Source organism: Emticicia aquatica, from assembly GCF_923079645.1.
GTDB lineage: Bacteria > Bacteroidota > Bacteroidia > Cytophagales > Spirosomataceae > Emticicia > Emticicia aquatica.
In genome coordinates, this window is record NZ_CAKLPY010000001.1 from 64,843 (window position 1) to 80,865 (window position 16,023).

12 protein-coding genes are annotated in these 16,023 nt (G+C 36.9%); 3 read left to right on the plus strand and 9 right to left on the minus strand.

The window, feature by feature from the left end:
• Positions 1–128 precede the first annotated feature (128 nt).
• The 7 genes from MJQ71_RS00195 to MJQ71_RS00225 all read right to left on the minus strand — a co-directional run bounded on the left by MJQ71_RS00195 (position 129) and on the right by MJQ71_RS00225 (position 8,786).
• The gene (locus tag MJQ71_RS00195; RefSeq protein ID WP_238803698.1) at positions 129–932 is read right to left on the minus strand and encodes a 2-oxo acid dehydrogenase subunit E2; all 804 of its coding nucleotides are present in this window, start codon (positions 930–932) and stop codon (positions 129–131) included.
• Positions 929–1,384, minus strand: coding sequence for a hypothetical protein (locus tag MJQ71_RS00200; RefSeq protein ID WP_238803699.1), 456 nt, complete (start codon positions 1,382–1,384; stop codon positions 929–931). Before MJQ71_RS00200 ends, MJQ71_RS00195 begins: the two co-directional genes overlap by 4 nt.
• 1 nt (position 1,385) lies before the next feature.
• Entirely contained in the window at positions 1,386–2,552 is a 1,167-nt protein-coding gene (locus MJQ71_RS00205) for an alpha/beta hydrolase family protein (protein ID WP_238803700.1), read from the minus strand.
• A 13-nt stretch (positions 2,553–2,565) separates the two neighbouring features.
• Positions 2,566–2,910 (minus strand): cupin domain-containing protein, encoded by a 345-nt coding sequence (locus tag MJQ71_RS00210; RefSeq protein WP_238803701.1) that lies wholly within the window; start codon positions 2,908–2,910, stop codon positions 2,566–2,568.
• A 145-nt stretch (positions 2,911–3,055) separates the two neighbouring features.
• Positions 3,056–6,751: a PVC-type heme-binding CxxCH protein gene (locus MJQ71_RS00215; RefSeq protein WP_238803702.1), complete on the minus strand. Its 3,696-nt coding sequence runs from the start codon at positions 6,749–6,751 to the stop codon at positions 3,056–3,058.
• Positions 6,752–6,851: 100 nt separating this feature from the next.
• A complete protein-coding gene (locus MJQ71_RS00220; RefSeq protein WP_238803703.1) occupies positions 6,852–7,967 on the minus strand; it encodes a Gfo/Idh/MocA family protein in 1,116 nt (371 codons plus the stop codon).
• Between the two features lie 6 nt (positions 7,968–7,973).
• On the minus strand, positions 7,974–8,786 hold the full coding sequence (locus MJQ71_RS00225) for a sugar phosphate isomerase/epimerase family protein (RefSeq protein ID WP_238803704.1): 813 nt from the start codon (positions 8,784–8,786) through the stop codon (positions 7,974–7,976).
• Positions 8,787–8,975: 189 nt separating this feature from the next.
• Between MJQ71_RS00225 and MJQ71_RS00230 the strand changes: the two genes are divergently transcribed.
• From MJQ71_RS00230 to MJQ71_RS00240, 3 genes are all read left to right on the plus strand, one after another.
• Positions 8,976–9,842 carry an AraC family transcriptional regulator gene (locus MJQ71_RS00230; protein WP_238803705.1) on the plus strand — a complete coding sequence of 289 codons (867 nt, stop codon included), beginning with the start codon at positions 8,976–8,978 and terminating at the stop codon, positions 9,840–9,842.
• Between the two features lie 147 nt (positions 9,843–9,989).
• Positions 9,990–11,876, plus strand: coding sequence for a beta-N-acetylhexosaminidase (locus MJQ71_RS00235; protein ID WP_238803706.1), 1,887 nt, complete (start codon positions 9,990–9,992; stop codon positions 11,874–11,876).
• Positions 11,877–11,974: 98 nt separating this feature from the next.
• Complete coding sequence (locus MJQ71_RS00240; RefSeq protein ID WP_238803707.1) at positions 11,975–13,474, plus strand: malate:quinone oxidoreductase; 1,500 nt, start codon at positions 11,975–11,977, stop codon at positions 13,472–13,474.
• Positions 13,475–13,548: 74 nt separating this feature from the next.
• On the opposite strand, the gene MJQ71_RS00245 is transcribed toward MJQ71_RS00240, so the two are convergent.
• Entirely contained in the window at positions 13,549–14,022 is a 474-nt protein-coding gene (locus tag MJQ71_RS00245) for a hypothetical protein (protein WP_238803708.1), read from the minus strand.
• A 118-nt stretch (positions 14,023–14,140) separates the two neighbouring features.
• A complete protein-coding gene (locus MJQ71_RS00250; protein ID WP_238803709.1) occupies positions 14,141–15,976 on the minus strand; it encodes a hypothetical protein in 1,836 nt (611 codons plus the stop codon).
• Between the last annotated feature and the right edge of the window lie 47 nt (positions 15,977–16,023).

Genomic DNA, 16,023 nt, shown 5'->3' on the forward strand with positions numbered 1-16,023 from the left:
TCGTTATGCAAACGTTTGAAATTGATACAAGGATGTCTGAAAGGAGTTTGAGTGAAGAATTCGAAGAAACAATGTATAAAACAATCAATGCTCTTCGAGAGAAGAGCATTGATGAGCAGCTTATAAAATCATTTTATCTCCAACAATGTAGGATTATTGACCATTTTCTTTAAATATCTGAATAATTTGCCACCATGAGAAGCGTCAATAACTCGGTGGTCGAGGGCGGCTCCAAGTGTCAAAATTGTTCGGGGAACAATCTCATCATTAACAACCCAAGGTTTTTTGTTAATACCTCCCAAGATCAATACAAATGAAATATTAGCTGACGGCATCAATGCTGGGTAGCCAATATCTAAGCCAATACTGCCAATATTGGACAAAATAAATGAACCAAAATTATTAGCAGAAAGCCCCAAAGGCGGAATCGAAATGCCTAATGTTGTGGTAATATATTTAATCGTTTGATAAACCCAACCTCGCAATGGCCAAGGAATACGAGCGAGTTTTTCTTTCATTTGCATGGTTGCATTTTCATCGCCTCGGTACGATTTGCTGATTTCGTCTCGCAATTTAATAGACGATTCTTGCAGAGTCAATGTATCAACATTTTGCATCTTTACCGAACCCATTTCACCATTTTGAAGCAATACACTTACGGTTGCGTCAATTTGTTGGTACGAATAAATGTTACCTCGTTTTACATAAGTATTGAGTTCGGGAACTTGCTCTTTGATGGCTCGAGCTGTTGCCAAAAGAAAAAAATGTGTAAGTGTAATTTTTATGCCTTTTTTTCGTTGTTCATTGATATATTTTTCTAAATCCGTAATATCAATTTCGACTGACCCGAAAATTTTAGAATCGACTGGTTTTTTATAAATAGTTGAGGCTGTTTTTCGCCAAGAAGTATTCAATAAATTGCTTGCTTTCATTCGCTCGTTTTTAGGTTCTTTCTCAAATTCTCAAATGTTTGAAAATGAGCTTTTGTCAAAATTGATGCAAAATAAGCAATTAATAAACCATTTCCTTTTAATTCGATTCGCTCGATAACATTAATAGGGCTTTCTGCATGGTTTTCAGGAAAAATAAAATTGATATTTAATCGCACTGCATTTTTGATAAAACTATAATATCGGATATGTTTTTGGGGTTCGAGTTCAATTATTTCGGCTTCATAATTTGGTTTTATTTTCAAGAAACCAAATAAAACAACCTCTTCATTTACTTGATATTTAATACAATTCGGTTCAATTTTAGAAAGTTCGGTTACATTTTTCATGTAGGGATGAAATTTGCCAAATTTTGTAAAATCCAAAATATGCTCATAAATTTCCTCAAATTTTCCATCGAAAGCGTGTGTTAAAAGGATTGTTTTATCCGCCATTTTATTTTTTTTCTAAAAGTTTCATCACTTCATTATTACCAATGACGGCATTACTAGGGCGAGAATGACGTTCATCAAAAACTTGTAATTCGGTACGTGTCAGTATTTTGTTGGAATCTTCGTCAATTTTACCATCAATCATTACTTTTTGGAGGTCTAGCTTTAAATATTTTGCCAAAAATGGATAAACGGCCAAGCGTTTAGAAATGCCATAATCGTGTTTTTCTGTGGCGAGATGAACGTTTTCTACCTTATTTGCCGCCCCATAAAAAGAATAAACATTTTTAATGTAAGGATATTCCATTGTTGGTGTATTTGCAGTCCAATCATCACCATCAGAAACCAAAATCATTGGTTTTGGAGCAAAAGTTGCGGCAATTTCTACATTGGTAGTTTGATGAGTTGGGCGTTTATGAATGGCCATTCCGCTTTCACAAACGCATCCGCCAAAAAAGTAGCCAGAAACCATGACAACTGGTGCAGAAACTTTGATTCGGTCGTCAATGGCTGATAAAATAAAAGTCTGTGTGCCACCACCAGACTCGCCCGTCATTGCGATGCGATTTTTATCAATATTAGGCAAATCTAGTAAAAAATCTAAAGCAGTTTTGCTATTTATAATTTGGAGTTTTAATGCTTTCTCAATCTTGTGGTCGCTTTGCTGCGAGTCGCCCATACCAATCATATCATAAGCAAAAACAACGGCTCCCATGCGGGCAAGAGTTGCACAACGTTGCTGGGTATAAGCTGCAAAACGAGGGTCTGTTCCGTGTCCATGCGGACAAAGAATGCCTGCCAATTTTCCTTCGGTTTTCAAAGGTCGATACAAATTTCCTGTAACATAAATACCCTCTAAACTTTGAAACGAAACATTTTCTACCGAGTATCCATTCAATTCTTTTTTGCTATGAATAGTAATATTTGTTGGTTTTTTGAATATAAAGTTACTTAATTCAGCTCCTTCCAAAATTCCTTGACGGATTTCTTGAGCGTGTTTTTCCCAACTTTTTTTGTTTGAGTATCGTTTGGCAAAATCATCATGAAGCGTTTTGGCATCTTCAACGGTGAAAAATTTACCTTGACAAAGGTCTGGTTTTTCAGGATTATACTGCCCGAAAACTATTTGGCATAGCAATGTTAAAGCTAAAATTAACGAGACGGTTTTCATAGAGTTTGATAAGTTAGGCTTTGATAAAATCTTCACGCATCGGATTAAAAACATCAATTAACACGCCATCAGCTATACAAACTGCTCCATGAAGCACATCTGACGGAACGAAATATACGTCGCCTTCCTTCAAAATTTTGGTTTCACCAGCAATCGTGATTTCAAAAATACCGCTGGCGATGTAGCTGATTTGTAAATGTGGATGTTTGTGCGTAGCTCCAACGCCACCTTCTTGAAAAGCTACTTTTACGAGCATCAAATCATTGTTATAGGACATGATTTTACGCTTGATTTTGGGTTCGACAACTTCCCAAGGAAGTTCATCATCAGTTACTAATGTTTTGTTGAATTGAATCATGGGTTTTGTATTAAATCTTAGCCAAAGATAAAGGTTCTCCAAATATCTTGCTATGAAAATATTAGAAGAACCTTCTTATTGTTGAGTTTCAAATTAAAATAGAAAAACACTGCTGTTTATCAGCAATGTTTTCTAGGGAAAAGTGTTATTTTACTACTTTCATAATTCCGTTCATGATACTCCAATGCCCTGGGAAAGTACACACAAATGGATAATCTCCAACTTGGGCTGGGGCAGTAAATTTCAAACGATAGGTTTCGCCAGGATTTACTAATGGTGTTGAAGCAATGATTTGTGGTATGGCAGGAACATAGTTTTTCTCAACTGCATCTTTTTGAGTAATCATTTTGTTAGCTGCATTCCCAATGATTTGTAACGATTTTGGTTTCCCAATGACCAAATTATGTTGCATTGCATCAGGGTTTTCGAGTACTATGATAATGGTTTTTCCTGCAGGAACTGAAAACTCTTTTTTATCAAATTTCATCGCTTCCGTAACAGTTTTGATGTTGATAATAATAGCATCTTTCTCGGCATCAGTCGTTGAGTTTTTCAAGTTCCAAGCTTGCATCAGTTTATTGATTCTTGTCAGGTTATCATCAGTCAATTTTTTGCTTAAACTCGCCATAAATTGCTCATTTGAAGCACTTATTATTGCTTTTTTACGAGGATTCCAACCGTTAGAAAGTCCTTTTAATAAAGCCGCATTTTCAGTATTTGGCAATTTATCCCACAATTTCAATAAAGCAACCACCGAGTCGGCTTGCGAAACTGACGCATAACTGCGAGCAGCTCTTTCAAGGGCAAACGTGCTTAGTTTCTGTGCTTGTTGGTAAGTGACTTTTTTAACGAATACATTATTTTTTTCGTTACCTTCTACTATTTTGTTTTCATCATCAACCAAAACCGTGAAAGTGTATTCTCCAGCCAAATCCGTCGAATAACCTAAATCTCCAGACCAAGGCCCATTGGTGTTTTTGCTAATCGTAACGGTTTCGTTTGGAGCAATTCCTGTTGTATGAACTTTGCTATAAACCGTTGATTTTTGCCCCATTCCAGTAATCTCAATTTTCAAAGAAGTTACGTTGCCATTTTTTAATGAATCTTTTCCAATATTTTTTACTTCAACAAAATATCTCATGCCTTCACGCACGAAAGGTGAAGCTGGTTCGATACGAATGTTTGAAATGATAAGGTCAGGAGCGTTTTGTGTGCTTTGGGTTTCGGCTACTTTTGGAGCAACAGCAACATCTTTTTTTACTTCTTTTGCATGTTGCATCGCCGAATGGTCGTGGTGCATATCCATTGCCCCTGATTTTGTTGTCAAGCTGTTCAAGTATTTTTTCAAAAGTACCGAATTATGACTCGTCAGAGCTGTGGCAAAAGCATCAGGCAACCAACGGTCGTTGCTTTCAGTTGCTTGTTCGAGGCGAGCAAGAATAGCTTTTTCAGCAGTAGGAGTTAATGGTAAATGATTCAAGGCCAAAACACTATTAAGTACAACCAAAGGTTCTTTGTCATTCAATAAATCATTTTGTAAAATGACATTTACCGAATTTTCGTTGTTTGGTAAAACCTGAATGGCATTTTTACGAACCGCCCAAGAAGGATGTTTCAAAGCACCAACAACAGCTTTTAAAGCATCAGCGTTTGTTTCGATTGCCCCCAAACCATGTAAAACCCAAAGTGAATGAATGGCCGCAGGGTTTAACCCAAGTTCATCAACCGATTCGTTTTTGATATAAGTAATTAATTGAGGAATCACGTCAGCTTTGCCACGCTCAACCAATAAACGTTGGGCATGATTTCTCCAAAACATATTATCGTTTGACAATGCTTGCAATAATTCATTAGGATGATTGATGCTAAGTTGAATTGGTTGATAATCGGGAGCATTTTTATATCCAACTCGATAAATACGACCGTGTGTAAAATCTCGCAAGTCGGTATCATAGGCATTTCCAAGTCCGTTTTTGAAACCTTGTGGCGTTGGATTATGCTGAATAATATAACTGTACCAGTCGGCAACCCAAACGGCTCCATCAGGGCCAACTTCCGCAAAAACTGGCGAAAACCATTCGTCAGCACCTGCCATTAAGTTAAATGATTCTTTATCTTCGTAGTTTGTGCCTTTTTTTACCATCATATTTTGGTGTAAAATATGGCCAGTTGGCTCGGCTACAAAAGCAATTTGATTCCAATAATTTTTCGGGAAAGCCCTTGCTGTATAAAAATTATGGCCCGCTGCTGCTGTAAAACCACCAAAAACATCAACTTGACGCACTTTTGGTGTAATCGGTTTCATATCTTTATGGGTATCTGTTCCACGACTTCCATTATCATTATTGAAACCAGGGTTCAAAAAATTACTGTGTGGAATGGCCATATACCAACCGTGTGAATTGTTGGCAGTTGAACCGAAAACATCACCTGCTTCGTTAAAGCCCATTCCCCATGTATTATTTGAAGTACTTGTAGTCCATTCAAGTTTCGAACCATCTGGTTTGAACCTAAAAAATGCTTGACCAAATTTCAAACTGTCGCCATTAATTTGTCCCGAAAAACCAGAGTAACCAACACAACCCCAAACCCAGTTATCAAAACCATAATGTAAGTTTGAAGGGCCAGCGTGTGTATCACCCGTTCCGAAACCTGTAAATAAAACTTGTTTTTGATCAGCTTTGTCATCACCATCAGTATCTTTCAAGAAAAGCATGTGCGGAGCTTGCGAAACGAGAAGTCCGCCATTAGCAAAAACCATTCCTGTCGGAATACTTAAACCATCTGCAAAATGGGTAAATTTATCAGCTTTGCCGTCTTTATCGGTATCTTCACAAATCAAAATATAATCGCTACCGCCAGTTTCTTTGCGTTCGTTTGGATAATCTTTGGTTATCAAAACGTACAATCTTCCACGTTCATCCCAAGAAATAGCAATCGGATGTTGCACATTTGGTTCAGCAGCAAAAAGGCTTAACGTAAAGTCGGCTGGCACTTGTATATGCTTCATCGATTCTTCTGGTGAAAGTGCTAATTGCTGCAATTGGTCGCCAGGGCGTTTTTCGTAGTTAGGCAATTTTGCTTGACGATATTCAAATGGTTTCGGGTTAAGTGCCGCATGAGCTGCTCTAGCTTCATCGTTTACAGCCCAAAGAATACCATTTTCGAGTAATTTCTGAAAATTCTCGTTCGTCCAAGTATTTTCATCATGTCCATAAGCTGTATAAAAAACTCGACCTTTTCCGTAGCTGCGTGTCCAAGTATAAGGTTCAGTTTTTGCTTCTGGACGGTCTTTTGTTTGGTCAGCTTTTATTTCACGCGTCATCAAAACATTATTATCAGCTTGTAATTGGCTGTGCAAATACGTTTCATCAAAAGTTTTAATCGTACCCAAATCCTTCATAATTATATGATTTGGTTGCACGATATTGGCTTGAATTGTATCCATTCGATGACGCCAAAACTGCCCACCAACGAGTTTTACGTATTCGGGCGAATTTCTGAAGCAATAAGAAGCACAGTGAATGGGCAAAATGCCTTTTCCTGCAGCAACATAATCAAGCAAGGCTTTTTCAGCTGTCGGCGTGATGTCGTCCCAATTGGCAAAAATCATCAAAGCATCATATTTTGCTAGATTTTGCGTGTTAATGTCTTCTAATTTATCAGTATAAGTAAAATTAATACCTTTACTACCTAAGGCCGCCATGATTGATGGCACTCGTTCGATGGGTTTATGATGTCCATTGTCGCCGAGGAAAAGTATTTCCAATCTTCGTCCTTTTTGGGCAAAAAGTGTGGAAAACGAGAGCATTAGGGTTAGAAATAAAATGAGTTTTTTCATTTGTTTTTTTTGTATAATGTTCAAAATGTTGCTTTTGAGTTAATCAGAATTTCAGTTCACACAAACACTGATATGTGTGCAAGAACTAGAAAACTAACATTTAGAACTCTGGTAAATAGATAATTTCTCCGCCTTTCATTGCTGATTCATGGGCTAAAATTCCAACAGATGTCCAATTGGCAGATTGAGCGGCATTCGGGAACGGGTCACGGTCTTCAATCAATGCTGAAATAAATTCGTGAGCCAAATGCGGGTGTGAGCCACCATGTCCGCCACCTTGGGCAAAACTCAAATGTGTATTTTCATCCGAATCATAAACGCCTTTTCCTGTAAAAGATTGAATCTCTTTTGGTAATAAATGTGCGTAGTCTGGGGTTTGTACTTTTTCTGGAATCTCATGTTCAGGCTTCTTCGCCGTATGAATTACGTTTGGCTCATTTTCAATCAAAGCCCATTCGAACGATTTTTTAGAACCATACACTTCAAAACTCTCACGGTATTGACGTGCTACATCAAATAATGAGCGATAAACATAAGCACTTAAATCGCTGTTTTTAAACTTAATATGAGCAGACTCAACTGCAAAAGGTGAATTATGGATTTTTACTAAATCTTCACTGATTCTTCCCGAACCAAAACATGAAACATATTCGGCATCTAATTTCAACAAACCTGCCACTGGACCAACGCAATGTGTTGCGTAGTGCATCGGTGGAAGCCCAGGCCAATAGTCTGGCCAACCTTCCATATCTTGTTGATGTGAAGCTTTCAAGAATTGTACTTTTCCGAGTTCTCCATTTTCATAAAGTTCTTTTACAAACAAAAATTCACGGGCGTAAACAACCGTTTCCATCATCATGTATTTTTTGCCAGTTTCTCTACAAGCATTCACTATTGCCTTGCAATCTTCAACCGAAGTAGCCATCGGAACGGTACAAGCCACGTGTTTTCCTGCATAAAGTGCTTTTAAGGTTTGCTCAGCGTGGTTCGGAATCGGCGAATTGATATGCACCGCGTCAATATTTGGGTCTTTAAGTAATTCGTCGTAATCTGAATAGCGAACTTCAACACCGAAAGTATCGCCAATAGCATTAAGTTTTTCAACATTTCTTTGGCAAATAGCATACATATTTGCTTGTGGATGACGTTGGTAAATTGGAATAAATTCTGCCCCGAAACCAAGTCCGACGATGGCGATGTTTATTTGTTTTGACATGATTATTTATACGTGAGTTTTTAAAAACAATAGACTTTCTTTCATTAATTGTTCTTCCGAATCGAACATTTTTCTCCAAATATTGGCAACTGCCAGTTTTTCACTGAATGCTTCGATTGACAACCAACCGTCGTAGTTGATGTCTTTCAATGCCTTGAAAACATCTTCCCAATTAACATTTCCTTTGCCAACAGTACTGCGGTCGTTTTCCGAAACTTGTACGTGAACTAAGTGCTTTGAGAGTTTACGAATGGCGTCACCTAAACTTTTTTCTTCAATATTGGCATGAAAAGTATCAAACATAATTTTACAAGCAGGATGATTGATGTCTTCTACCAATTTCAATAATTCGTCTGAACATGACACCAAATAACTTTCAAAACGATTGAGGTATTCAAGTCCAAGCGTAATTCCTAAATCGTCGGCGTATTGGGCCAATTCTTGCAAATTTTCAACTGCCCATTGCCATTCTTGTTGCGTAGCGGGTTTTCCTGTAAAATGGCAAAGTGCCGAATGGTATGGACCAGTGAGCAAATCTGCCCCTAAAACCATGGCACAATCAACTGCTCGTTTATTGCGTTCGAGGGTTGCTTTTCGCATAGATTCGTCAGGACTGATTTGGTTAAAATCTGCCCCACAAATTGTAACTGCGATGCGTTTTAGGTTTAATTCATCTAATTTTTTTCTCCACGCGTACCAATTTTCTGGGTTGGTATCAAAAATAGGTACTTCGACGCCATCAAAACCCATCGCTTTGATTTGCTCCAAAATAGGAAAAAGGTCTTCATTTATTTCCGTTCCCCATAAAAGGAGATTCATTCCGTAGGTCATACTTTTTATAAAACAGGAATTTTTATAGTTTTAATTAATATGCAATTTTATCATAAAAAAATTATATAAAATATGCTTTGTTTTACTATTTATGACTGTATTTTGATATTTATAAATATATTTACTGAAAAATAAGCAAAAATACGTATATACTTATTTTGCCAATGGAGGATTTTTATGAAATTATTAAAAAAGACATTAGAAAGTCAGGTTTATTCTTTTGAAGTGCAGGAATTGCGTGAATCACATTTTGATTCGAGTTGGCATTTTCATCCGCATTATCAATTGTTTACTGTTTTTGAGGGAAATGGAACTCGATTTATTGGAGATGATATTCAGCATTTTGAAGCGGGTGATACAGTTTTTTTAGGGCCAAATATTCCGCATCTTTGGCGGAATGATAAAGCCTATTTTGAACAAAATACAGATTTGAGAACACACGGAATTGTCGTTTATTTTACAGAGGATTTTCTCGGAAATAGTTTCTTTGAAAAATCAGAAATGTATCGACTTAAACAACTTTTGTTGAATGGTCAACGTGGAATGGATATTGTAGAATCAATGCGTGACAACATCAGGAATGGTTTACAAGAGTTGACTAAACTAGAAGGTTTTGACCGAGTTTTGAAATTATTATCAATGCTTCATGAGTTGTCTCAAACAGTTGATTATAAGTATATTACGAGTCTTGGTTATGTAAATATGCACAAAGTTTCTGAAACCGAACGTATGCAAAAAGTACATGATTATGTGATGAAACATTTCAAAGAAGAAGTTCGTTTGAGCGAATTAGCATCGTTGGTTAGTATGAGCGATGCTGCATTTTGTAGGTATTTTAAGAGCCGTACCAACAAATCATTTTTTGACTTTATTGCTGAGATTCGTATTGGTTATGCTTGTAAATTGCTGCACGAAGGTACGCTCAATGTCACTCAAATTGCTTATGAAAGTGGTTATAATACAATCTCAAATTTTAATCGCCAGTTTAAAACTTTAGTTGGGAAATCGCCGCTCGTTTATCAGAAAGAATACCGAAGAGGCTGAAAAGATAATTGATTATTTAAAAAAAATATTTTTAAATAGTTTAATTTTAAAAATATTTTTTTTAAATAGATTTGAAATTACCTGTCGCAAGGTTAATATTGTACTTTAATTCAACCCATTAATCAACAAAACTCTTCAATGAACTCTATGAAAAAAGTTCTTTTTTCGGTACTTAGTTTTGCTTTTTTGAACCTAAATGCCCAAAATACGCCATTAAATTTGATTCCACAACCTGTTGAAATACAGCAAACAAGTGGCATTTTTACGCTTACAAAAGCAACAACAATAACATATAACAAAGCCGAAGCAAGTGCAACTGCCGAAATGTTATTGCAAAAAATCAGCGTTCCAACAGGTTTAATCTTAAAAGCACAAGAAGGAAAAACAGGTATTATTCAACTAAATTTGAATGATTCACCTATTGCTGAGTTGGGCAGAGAAGGCTATACTTTTGAGGTAACACCGAAAACGATAATCATTTCGGCCAATCAAACGGCGGGTTTATTTTACGGTATTCAAACTTTATTGCAACTTTTACCAAAAGAGATTGAAAGTAAGATGCTCGCAAAGGCGGTTTGGTCGATCCCAGCAGTGAAAATCAAAGATTATCCCCGTTTTTCGTGGAGAGGAATCATGCTTGATGTAAGCCGTAATTTCTTTACAAAAGCTGAAGTGAAAAAGTATATTGACGACATCGCTCGCTTGAAATACAACACTTTTCACTGGCATTTAACTGATGACGAAGGTTGGAGAATCGAGATAAAATCTTTGCCAAAATTAACTGAAGTTGGTGCGTGGCGAGTGCCTAGAGCAGGTCATTTTGGTGACCGTGAAGTGCCAAAAGCAGGTGAAAAAGCAACTGTTGGTGGTTTTTATACACAAGAAGATATCAAAGAAATTGTGAAATATGCCCAAGAACGCAATGTTACGATTGTTCCCGAAATTGATGTTCCAGGTCATAGTATGGCTGCTATTGCGTCGTACCCTGAGTTGAGTACAAAAAAAGACCCTAATACGTTCGTAAATCCAGGGTCAAATATTGCTGATTGGTATGGTAATGGTACTTTCAAAATGCGTTTTGAAAATGCCTTGAATCCTTCTGATGAAAAGGTTTATGAATTTTTGGATAAAGTAATGACAGAAGTAGCAGCACTTTTCCCTAATCCATATATTCATGTTGGTGGCGATGAATGTTATAAAGGTTTTTGGGCGGCTGATGCGGGTTGTCAGGCTTTGATGAAACAACTAAATATTCGCCACGTAGAAGATTTACAAGGATATTTTATGAATCGTTTGGAGAAAATTTTGGAAGCAAAAGGAAAGAAATTAATCGGTTGGGATGAGATTTTGGAAGGTGGAATTTCACCCAAAGCAACCGTGATGAGCTGGAGAGGAGTGAAAGGTGGCATTGAAGCAGCACATTTAGGCCATGATGTAGTGATGACACCAACAACTTTTGCATACATTGATTATAATCAAGGTGATAATAGCATTGACCCACCAATTTATGCTGGGCTACGCGTGAGCAAATCGTATAGTTATGAGCCTATTCCTGATGGTGTTGACGCAAAATATATTTTGGGTGGACAAGGGAATCTTTGGAGTGAACAAACGCCAACATTACGTCATGCTGAATACATGACTTATCCACGTGCATGGGCTTTGTCAGAAGTTTTTTGGTCGCAAAAATCTGCTAAAAATTGGGATAATTTTAGCAAACGCATGGAAAATCATTTTGACCGTGCTGAGGTTGCTGAAATAGGCTTTTCAAAAGCTGTGTATGATGCTGTTATTTCACCAACCTATAAAAATGGTAAATTAATCCTTGAAATGAGCAGCGAAATAGCTGATTTAGATATTTTCTATTCAATTGATGACACTATGCCTGATAAATATTCAAGCAAATATTCACAGCCAATAGAGTTGCCAGATGGCCCAATTACACTCCGAGTAATTACCTATCGTGCTGGAAAACCAATCGGTCATTTAATTACACTTAAACGTGCCGAAATAGAGCGTAGGGCTGGGAAGTAAGCAATATCGAAACACAAATTTCGTTTATTATAACACAATAAATTTATAGCAATAGAACGCAGTTTTTATCAGCTGCGTTCTATTATTTTTTCTATCAAATGACACAAAACCCACCCACCAATCAAAACCCTGATGTTGTACTAATAGGAGCTGGAATTATGAGTGCAACGCTTGGGCTTATGCTCAAACAAATGCAACCAGACCTAACAATCGAGATTTTTGAACGACTCGATATGATTGCGGGAGAAAGTTCGGATGCGTGGAATAATGCAGGTACTGGACATTCGGCTTTATGTGAGCTAAATTATACGCCCGAACTCGAAGATGGCTCAATTGATTGCAAAAAAGCGATTACAATTGATGAATCTTTTGAAGTTTCAAGGCAATTTTGGGCATATTTGGTCGAACAAAAAATTATTGCTTCGCCCGAAAACTTCATCAGAAGTATTCCACACATGAGTTTTGTTTGGGGCGAAGAAAATGTAGAATATCTAAGAAAAAGATACGCTGCTTTGACTAAATATCACCCATTCAAAGATATGCAATATTCGGAAGAACATGCTCAATTGCGAGAATGGATGCCGATTGTAATGGAAGGACGAGAGATTAATCAAAAAGTGGCAGCTACTAAAATGGACATCGGAACAGATGTAAATTTTGGTGCTTTAACCCGTTCTTTACTTGATTATTTAGATACTTTGTCGGGAGTAAATATTCATTTACACCATGAGGTTGAAACGATAAATAGAAAAGATACTAAACTTTGGACAATTGGTGTAAAAAATCTGAATGACGAGCAAGAATTTGATGTAAATGCAAAGTTTGTATTTATTGGAGCAGGTGGAGGTTCGTTACATTTACTCGAAAAATCAGATATTCCTGAAGGAAAAGGTTTTGGTGGATTTCCCGTAAGTGGGCAATGGCTCAAATGTATCAATACAGCAGTAATTGAGCAACATCATGCAAAAGTATATGGAAAAGCTTCTGTTGGAGCTCCACCGATGTCAGTTCCACACCTTGATTCTCGTATGATTGATGGCAAAAAAGCTTTGTTATTTGGGCCTTACGCAGGTTTTTCGACTAAGTTTTTGAAAAATGGGTCTTATTTTGATTTGCCAGCGTCTATCAAATGGACAAACCTAATTCCGATGATTTCAGCAGGCTTAGATAATATTCCGCTTACAAAATATCTGATTCATGAAGTCATGCAATCAGAAGAAGCAAAATTAGAAGCATTACAAAACTTTATGCCTACTGCCAAAATGCAAGATTGGGAGCTAGAAATTGCGGGGCAGCGTGTGCAAGTAATCAAGAAAGATGAAGAACAAGGAGGTGTCTTAGAGTTTGGAACTGAAATTGTGAGTTCCGCTGATGGTTCATTAGCTGCTTTATTGGGTGCTTCGCCTGGGGCTTCAACATCGGTTTCGATAATGTTGAACGTGATTAAAAAGTGTTTTCCTGAAAAAATGAACTCGGAAAATTGGCAGAATAAAATCAAAGAAATGATTCCTTCTTTTGGACAACCTTTGGTAAATAATCCTGCTTTGTGCGATGAAGTTCGAGCTTGGACAAGCCGTGTTTTGGAACTAAAAGGTTGAGATTTGTAGAATAATAAAAAGCGATGCAATCAAGTATAATTTTGATTGCATCGCTTTTTTATGTTATTGATTACTTATTTACAAGATTGCTCAAAAAATGCTCTTTTTGCTCGCACCATTTTCAATAAATCAGTTATTTCTTTTACATCCGAACCAGTGGGAAATAAAATTCTGTAACTGTCTGAATCTTGCTTTATTTCAATGTATTCATAGCCAACATCACCTAATGCTGGGCCACTTGTTCCATTAAATGCAGGAAGAGATTTGAATTTTTCAAAATCAATTTTTGCTGAAATTTGATTCCAATCCGAAGCAGACTCTGAAGTACTACATTCTTTCAAAACTTTATCTTCTCGGTCTTGGATTTGATAATTCAAAGATGTTTCCGATAATGCCACCTCGTGCCGATAAGCACTCAGATTGATGTTCCCAATGACAGTTCCATTCTTTATCGAAATGGTTTGATTATTTGCTGTTAATTCAGTTTTTTCGCATGAAATAAGACTAAATAATAGCAGCGAGATTGTCGTTTTGAAAATAGTGTTCATTTGTTTTTATTGTTTTAATTAAATGTGAGTTAAACAAATGATTCAAACTAATGCTAAAAGGTTGTAATGTAATTGAAGTAAGTAACATTCAAGTCACTTATTTATGTTATATTTTAACCTATTTTCTAACTTTAATGATTGAAATAGGTGTGCATTGCAGACTTTTTTCAATGATATTGATTGCGTTACTTGATAAACTTATTCCACAAATTGTCTCACATTTTGCTGTATAAATACCACCGTTTGTCACTGTGATTTGACTTCCTGTTTTTGCATTGCTCCATGCAATATTTCCTAAGCAATTGCTTGCCGAAAGTGTCGAAGCTTCTTGATTACAAATCAATGTTTTGGTTGAAGTAATGTTTGGAATGGTTGGAGTATTTCCCATTTTTAAGATAATTTGGTTCGATTCAACGCTTTTTCCGCAAATATTTTGACAATTAGCGGTGTAAGTTCCTGCGAAAGATAACTGAATTGAACTTATCGTAGCTCCGTTACTCCATTGTAAAGTTCCGTTACAACCTGTTGCTGTTAAAGTTGCTTTTTCTCCATCACACATAATAATTTTATTTGTTGTAATTAGGGGTGTTGTTGGGATAATGGATGACCTAATAATAATTTGGTTGGAGGCATTGCTGCTTCCGCAAAGATTTTGACATAGAGCCGAATAAGTGCCTTGTAAAGAAATGACTATCGAATTGGTTGTCATTCCATTGTTCCAAACTAAAGTTCCGTTACAGCCTGTTGCTGTTAATGTGGCTGTTTCACCATTACAAATGATGGTTTTATTAGAATTAATTAGCGGTGTAGAAGGAAGGGGAGAAGTGGTAATAATAATAAGATTCGATTGCGGGCTACTACCGCATTGGTTATGACAAGTAGCCGAATAAGTACCAGATTGTGTTATTTGGATAGTACTTGATGTCATATTATTGTTCCAAATGAGGTTTCCTACACAGCCTGTTGCTGTTAATGTGGCTGCTTCACCATCGCAGAGTATCATTTTTGTTGAGCTTATTACTGGGCCCATTGGCACGCTTCCGGCTGCTGCAATAGTCATAACATTTGAAGGTAAACTTAGCCCACAAATATTTTGGCATTGAGCCGAATAAGTACCTGCTACTGCCACTTCAATTGAGGTGGCAGTAATGCCATTATTCCAAATAATTGTACCTTCATTACAACCTGACGCTAACAAAGTTACACTCGGATTTAAACATAGCTGACCATTTGAACTCGCAATTGTGGGCGGTAAAATATCAATACTTGAAATTATAATATTTTCAGAATTAAGACTTTGATGTCCATCGGCAGAACAATAAGCAGAATACGTTCCTGCAAAACTTACCTGAATAGAGCTGCCAGTCAAGCCACCAGTCCAGGTAATTGTGCCTGTACAGCCAGTTGCTGTTAGAATAGCAGATTCAGCAGAGCAGATTTGTGTTTTGTTAGTTGAAACTAGGGGCGTAGGAACTACATTTGTATTAAATGAGTTTGATGGTGGACTTTCGCACAATGTTCCTCTACAAAAGGCATAATAAACACCATTTTCGGTAACGGTTATAGATGTTCCAACCGAGCCATTATTCCAATAAATTTCACCACTACAAGGGCTTGCCGTAAGTACATTTTGAAAATCAACTACACTAAGGCTTACTGTTGGTTTTGGATGTGTTGGCTTTATCGTAACAGTAATTGCATTTGATGTTTCGTTGGTTGCTTCGCAAAAAGCTGTATAACTACCAGCTTGATTGACAAAATTGTAGTTGGTAGTTTCTCCATCACTCCAAACTATTCTACCCGCACATGGTGAGGCCGCTAAATACACCGAGTCGTTTCCACAAATAGTAGTGGGCGTATAAGCAATAATTGAAAATGTTGTGTCGGCAATAATATTATTACTGAAAGCAAAAAAAGAATGAGTAAACAGCAAAAGGCTCAATACAAAACGCATAGTTCAAAGTTTTTGGTTTTTAAGGAAAGATTACCCAAAAACCATTC

What these genes read in the sequence shown, in the direction of transcription:
- MJQ71_RS00215 (WP_238803702.1), bottom strand. Translation starts at nt 6,751, where the DNA reads ATGAAAAAACTCATTTTATTTCTAACCCTAATGCTCTCGTTTTCCACA.
- MJQ71_RS00210 (WP_238803701.1), bottom strand. Translation starts at nt 2,910, where the DNA reads ATGATTCAATTCAACAAAACATTAGTAACTGATGATGAACTTCCTTGG.
- MJQ71_RS00200 (WP_238803699.1), bottom strand. Translation starts at nt 1,384, where the DNA reads ATGGCGGATAAAACAATCCTTTTAACACACGCTTTCGATGGAAAATTT.
- MJQ71_RS00225 (WP_238803704.1), bottom strand. Translation starts at nt 8,786, where the DNA reads ATGAATCTCCTTTTATGGGGAACGGAAATAAATGAAGACCTTTTTCCT.
- MJQ71_RS00250 (WP_238803709.1), bottom strand. Translation starts at nt 15,976, where the DNA reads ATGCGTTTTGTATTGAGCCTTTTGCTGTTTACTCATTCTTTTTTTGCT.
- MJQ71_RS00195 (WP_238803698.1), bottom strand. Translation starts at nt 932, where the DNA reads ATGAAAGCAAGCAATTTATTGAATACTTCTTGGCGAAAAACAGCCTCA.
- MJQ71_RS00205 (WP_238803700.1), bottom strand. Translation starts at nt 2,552, where the DNA reads ATGAAAACCGTCTCGTTAATTTTAGCTTTAACATTGCTATGCCAAATA.
- MJQ71_RS00230 (WP_238803705.1), top strand. Translation starts at nt 8,976, where the DNA reads ATGAAATTATTAAAAAAGACATTAGAAAGTCAGGTTTATTCTTTTGAA.
- MJQ71_RS00240 (WP_238803707.1), top strand. Translation starts at nt 11,975, where the DNA reads ATGACACAAAACCCACCCACCAATCAAAACCCTGATGTTGTACTAATA.
- MJQ71_RS00245 (WP_238803708.1), bottom strand. Translation starts at nt 14,022, where the DNA reads ATGAACACTATTTTCAAAACGACAATCTCGCTGCTATTATTTAGTCTT.
- MJQ71_RS00220 (WP_238803703.1), bottom strand. Translation starts at nt 7,967, where the DNA reads ATGTCAAAACAAATAAACATCGCCATCGTCGGACTTGGTTTCGGGGCA.
- MJQ71_RS00235 (WP_238803706.1), top strand. Translation starts at nt 9,990, where the DNA reads ATGAAAAAAGTTCTTTTTTCGGTACTTAGTTTTGCTTTTTTGAACCTA.